We start from the raw sequence: 5,684 nt of genomic DNA, 5'->3' as shown, positions 1-5,684 counted from the left end.
GTTGTCGCTGGTTCGAGCCCAGCAAGAAGCGCCATTTTTTTATTTTTTGTAAAAAAAGAATTAAAAATATTAAAGGGGATTTTAATGAAAAAGAAATTAGTAACAGGATTATTAGGATTATCATTAGCTTCTTTTGGAGCGGAGAGTTTAGAATTAGGGTTATTATCACCGACACAATTAAATGGGCCATCAACAAGTGTAAAAGGTGTAAGATTAGGTCTTATATATACTGAAAATCAAAATGTAGAGGGATTAGATGTAAATATAATAGCTAATAAAAAGCAAAATTTTAAAGGCTTATCAATAGGATCTTTTTATGATAGAACTGAGGGGAATTTCGAAGGAGCAAAGTTAGGATGGTTCTTTTTACCATTAACATTTAACAGTGTTGGTGGAAATATGACTGGAGTTCAATTTGGATTAATTAACATGGTTGAGCATAATACAAAAGGAGTTCAAGTAGGAGGAGCTAACTTTACAGAAAGAGGAACTGGAGTACAGTTTGGTTTCTTTAATAAAGCTAGTCAAATAAAAGGACTACAGTTAGGATTTGTAAATATGGCAGAAAACTTACAAGGATTACAAATAGGACTTGTAAATATGGCAGATAATAGTGAACTTTTTGAAGTATTACCAATATTAAACTTTAATTTCAAATTTTAATCTTCTAAATTGACAAAGTTAATATTTTGTGATACACTTATATAGTTATTAAAACGAATATTCCGCTTTAATGGAATATTAAATGAATATTCAGGGAGGCTAAAATGAAAGAAAAATTAATTCAATTAGTAGAGCAAAACTACTTAAGAAACGACATTCCAGAATTCAAAGCTGGAGATACTATTGGAGTTTACTACAAAGTTGTAGAGGGTAACAAAGAAAGAATACAGTTATTCGAAGGTGTAGTAATTAGAGTAAATGGTGGAGGAATTGCAAAGACTTTCACAATAAGAAAAGTAACTGGTGGAATTGGAGTAGAGAGAATCATTCCTATGAACTCGCCTATGATCGATAAGATCGAAGTTTTAAAGATAGGAAAAGTAAGAAGATCAAAACTTTACTACTTAAGAGGACTTTCTGGAAAGAAAGCAAGAATCAAAGAGATCAGAAAGTAAGATTTCTAAAGCTAAGGAAGAACAATTCCTTAGCTTTTTTCTTTTTTTTGTGTTAAAATATAAATAAATTGACTAGAGGAGTGGATTTATGAGCAGAGAGAATATAATTTTAAATACAATATTTTATGTAATTTTAACAGCATTTTTTATATACATATTTGTAAAAGAAAAAAAAATTGTTGCTAAAATAGACAAAAAAAGAACTATATTTGAAGATTATCTTGTTAATAAGTTTAATTTAAATGGAAAAACATCTGAAAAAATTTTAAGAAAAACTATTAAATTAGTTGAGAGCTTAGGAAGTGCGTTAATTTTAGTTTTAATCATTCAAAAATTCTATATAGGAAATTTTTTAGTACCAACAGGATCAATGATACCTACTATTATCCCTAAAGATAGACTTTTTGGAAATATGGTGGTATATAATTTTAAAGCTCCAGAAAGAGAAGATATAATTGTTTTTAAAGAGCCTATTGAGGATAAAGTTTTATATACTAAGAGATTGATGGGATTACCTGGAGAAAAAGTACAAATAAAATACGATAGATTGTTTATAGATGGAAAGAAAATATCAGAGAGAGAATATACTCCGTTAGGAGAATTAAGTTATAATGAATGGATAGTTCCTAAAAAGGGCGATATAATAACAATTGTACCTGGACAAAATTATAATGATACATTTGAAAAAGAAAATATTGATGTAGCAAAAGTTCAAAGTCTTTTAAAAGAAAATGGAGCATATGTGTCTCAACTGTTACCAGATGTAAAATTTTTAGTTAATGGAGTACCTACGGGAATGATACTTGATTTTATACATGATCAAGATGTTTTAAATAAACTGTTAAAAGGTGAAACAGTGACAAAAACTTTAAATGAGGATTACTATTTAGCTTTAGGTGATAATACAAACGGTAGTTATGATTCAAGAATGTGGGGATTTGTAAAAGATAGTAGAATTAAAGGAAAAGCCCTTGTTAGATTTTGGCCATTAAATAGAATAGGATTATTAAAATAGATGATTATAGAAATTGATAAGTGTGACGAAGATATATTAAAAAAAATTAATTTATTAGAGCAAGAGATATTTTTAGAAAGTTATTATACTTTTGAAACTTTAAAAGATATGGTAAATAAAAAAGAGTATAAAGTTTTAGTTTTTGATGAGGATGTAAAAGGATATTTAATTTTACATGATTCATATGATCTTTATGAAATAATGAAGATAGCTGTAAAAAAAGAATTTAGAAATAAGAGAATAGGTGAACAACTAATAAATTTTTATTTAAATAATTGGAAACAAAATTTATTTTTAGAAGTTAGAGAAAGTAATAAAATAGCAATGCGTTTTTATGAAAAAATAGGGTTTGTAAATGTGGGAAAAAGAAAAAACTATTATCCTAATGGAGAAGCAGCAATTTTGATGTCACTAGAAAGAAATTAATATATATTTAGGAGGAAAACTTATAATGAACAAAGAAATTTATTCGAATCCTTTAGCAGAAAGATATAGCTCAAAGGAGATGCTAGAAATATTTTCACCAAAATTTAAATTTTCAACTTGGAGAAAATTATGGTATGTTTTAGCTGAAACTGAAAAGGAGTTAGGGCTTGACATTACAGATGAGCAACTAGCAGAGATGAAAGCTAATATAAATAATATTGATTATGAACTAGCAGATGAAATGGAGAAAAAATTTAGACATGACGTAATGGCTCATGTACATACATTTGGAACAGCTGCGCCTAAAGCTATGCCGATAATTCACTTAGGTGCAACAAGTGCTTATGTTGGAGATAATACAGATTTAATTCAAATAAAAGAAGCTTTAAATATTTTAAAGAAAAAATTAATTAATGTTATGGATGGGTTAGCAAAGTTTTCAAATGAATATAAAGATTTACCGACGTTAGGATTTACACATTTTCAAGCTGCACAATTAACAACAGTTGGTAAAAGAGCAACACTTTGGTTACAGAGTTTAATTTTAGATTTAGAAGAGTTAGAATTTAGACAAGATACTTTAAGATTTAGAGGAGTAAAGGGAACTACTGGAACACAGGCATCATTCCAAGAATTATTTAATGGAGATTATAAAAAAGTAAAAGAGTTAGATGAAAGAGTAGCAGAGAAAATGGGATTCAATAAGAGATTTTTAGTTACAGGTCAAACATATGATAGAAAAATTGATTCTGAAATATCCAATTTACTAAGTAATATAGCTCAGTCAGCTCACAAATTTACAAATGATTTAAGATTATTACAACATTTAAAAGAGATAGAAGAACCATTTGAAAAAAGCCAAATCGGATCATCTGCAATGGCTTATAAAAGAAATCCAATGAGAAGTGAAAGAATATCATCTTTAGCAAAGTTTGTAATAGCATTACAACAAAGCACTGCTATGACAGCCTCAACTCAATGGTTTGAAAGAACACTTGATGATTCAGCAAATAAAAGATTAGCATTACCACAAGGATTCTTAGCTGTAGATGCAATCTTAATTATTTGGAAAAATATCTTAGAAGGTTTAGTAGTTTATCCTAAAATGATAGAAAAGCACATTATGGCAGAACTTCCATTTATGGCAACAGAGTATATAATAATGGAAGGTGTAAAAAAAGGTGGAGACAGACAAGAACTTCATGAGTTAATAAGAGTTCATTCAATGGAAGCTGGGAAACAAGTTAAAGTTGAAGGATTAGAAAATGATTTGATAGAAAGAATTATTAATGATTTATCTTTTGATATAGATAGAGAAAAATTAATGGAAATTTTAGACCCTAAAAACTTTATTGGATTTGCTCCAGCGCAAGTAGTAGACTTCTTAGAATCAGAAGTAAATCCTATTCTTGAAAAGAATAAAGAATTATTAGGAATGAATACTGATTTAAAGGTGTAATAATGACAGATAAAAGAAGGAGATATCTAACAGCATTTGTGCTATTAGCTCTTTATTTATCATTGATAGAAACACTAATTCCAAAACCATTTCCTTGGATGAAGTTAGGGTTAGCAAATATTGCAACAATAATAGCTTTAGAAAAATTTGACGAAAAAATGGCAATAGAAATTTTATTACTTAGAGTTTTTATTCAAGGGATGATGTTAGGAACACTTTTTTCACCAAGCTTTATAATAAGTTTAATTTCAGGAGGGGCTAGTACCCTCTTGACCATTTTATTATTTAGATATAGAGAGAATCTATCGCTGATTGCTATCTGTATAGCAGGAGCTTTTGTACATAATTTAACACAACTAATAGTTGTTTACTTTTTACTTTTTAGAAGTATTAGTATTATGAGTAAATCAATTTTCATATTTATTTGGGGATTTCTGTTTATGGGATGTATTTCAGGGTTAATAACAGGGTACATATGTGAAAAATTACAACTTAGAAGGGAGAGAGTATTAAAATGAGAAAATATTTTGGAACAGATGGAATAAGAGGAGAGGCTAATAAGGAGTTAACTGTTGAATTAGCATTAAAATTAGGTTATGCATTAGGATATACTTTAAAAAAGGAATATCCAGATAAAAAAAGAATTAGAGTAATAATGGGATCTGATACAAGAAGATCAGGGTATATGTTAAGATCAGCATTAACAGCTGGATTAAACTCTATGGGAATAAACATAGATTTTGTGGGAGTTATTCCAACTCCAGGAGTTGCTTATTTAACAGAAAAGAGTACAGCAAAAGCTGGAATAATGATATCAGCTTCTCATAACCCAGCAAAAGATAATGGAATAAAAATATTTTGGGAAGATGGGTATAAATTACCAGATGAAGTTGAATTAGAAATAGAAAAGCTAATGGATAATGTGGAAGAAATAACTAAAGATCCTATTGCTGGTGATGAAGTTGGAAGATTTACTTATGCAGAAGATGAGTACTATCTTTATAGAGATCACGTTGTTTCAACAGTAAAAGGTGATTTCTCAGGTATGAAAATTATTTTAGATGCAGCTAATGGATCAGCTTATAGAGTAGCAAAAGAGGTATTTTTAGCTTTAGGAGCAGAGATAGTTATAATAAATGATGCTCCAAACGGTAAAAATATAAATGTTAGATGTGGATCAACGCATCCAGAAATATTATCTAAAGTTGTTATGGGATATGAAGCAGATCTGGGATTAGCTTATGATGGAGATGCAGACAGATTAATTGCTGTAGATAAAAATGGGAATATAATAGATGGAGATAAGATTATTGCTGTATTAGCTTTAGGAATGAAAGATAGAGGAGAGCTAAAAAATAATCAAGTTGTAACAACTGTTATGAGTAATATGGGATTTGAAAGTTATTTATCAAATAAAGGAATTCATTTAATAAGAGCGAATGTTGGAGATAGATATGTTCTTGAAAAAATGAAAGAACTTAATGTAAACATAGGTGGAGAACAATCAGGTCATATAATACTATCAGATTTTGGAACTACAGGAGATGGAGTATTGACATCTGTTAAACTAGTAGAGGCTATAAGAGATTCAGGAAAATCACTAGATGAATTAGTAGGAGAGATAGTAGATTGGCCACAACTATTAATAAATGTTAGAGTAGATAAT

7 protein-coding genes are annotated in these 5,684 nt (G+C 28.9%); all 7 read left to right on the top strand.

Annotation, left to right across the window (positions count from 1 at the left end; genetic code table 11):
• Positions 1-84 precede the first annotated feature (84 nt).
• Positions 85-663, top strand: a complete 579-nt coding sequence (locus tag Q0V08_RS10290; protein ID WP_297434499.1) for a hypothetical protein — start codon at positions 85-87, stop codon at positions 661-663.
• Positions 664-767: 104 nt separating this feature from the next.
• Positions 768-1,118, top strand: coding sequence for a 50S ribosomal protein L19 (gene rplS, locus Q0V08_RS10285; protein ID WP_023051188.1), 351 nt, complete (start codon positions 768-770; stop codon positions 1,116-1,118).
• 88 nt (positions 1,119-1,206) lie between these two features.
• Positions 1,207-2,133, top strand: coding sequence for a signal peptidase I (gene lepB, locus Q0V08_RS10280; RefSeq protein WP_297434498.1), 927 nt, complete (start codon positions 1,207-1,209; stop codon positions 2,131-2,133).
• Entirely contained in the window at positions 2,134-2,559 is a 426-nt protein-coding gene (locus tag Q0V08_RS10275; RefSeq protein ID WP_297434496.1) for a GNAT family N-acetyltransferase, read from the top strand. It begins immediately after the preceding gene.
• A gap of 25 nt (positions 2,560-2,584) precedes the next feature.
• The gene (gene purB, locus Q0V08_RS10270) at positions 2,585-4,018 is read left to right on the top strand and encodes an adenylosuccinate lyase (protein ID WP_297434494.1); all 1,434 of its coding nucleotides are present in this window, start codon (positions 2,585-2,587) and stop codon (positions 4,016-4,018) included.
• Between the two features lie 2 nt (positions 4,019-4,020).
• Entirely contained in the window at positions 4,021-4,536 is a 516-nt protein-coding gene (locus tag Q0V08_RS10265) for a Gx transporter family protein (RefSeq protein ID WP_297434492.1), read from the top strand.
• Positions 4,533-5,684: phosphoglucosamine mutase (gene glmM, locus Q0V08_RS10260; RefSeq protein ID WP_297434490.1), on the top strand; the 1,152-nt coding region annotated here is incomplete at its 3' end. The genes Q0V08_RS10265 and glmM, both read left to right, overlap by 4 nt.

Origin of the sequence: uncultured Cetobacterium sp., assembly GCF_947038635.1 — a bacterium.
In the GTDB taxonomy this organism is placed as follows: domain Bacteria; phylum Fusobacteriota; class Fusobacteriia; order Fusobacteriales; family Fusobacteriaceae; genus Cetobacterium_A.
This window is presented reverse-complemented; position numbering and strand designations above follow the sequence as displayed.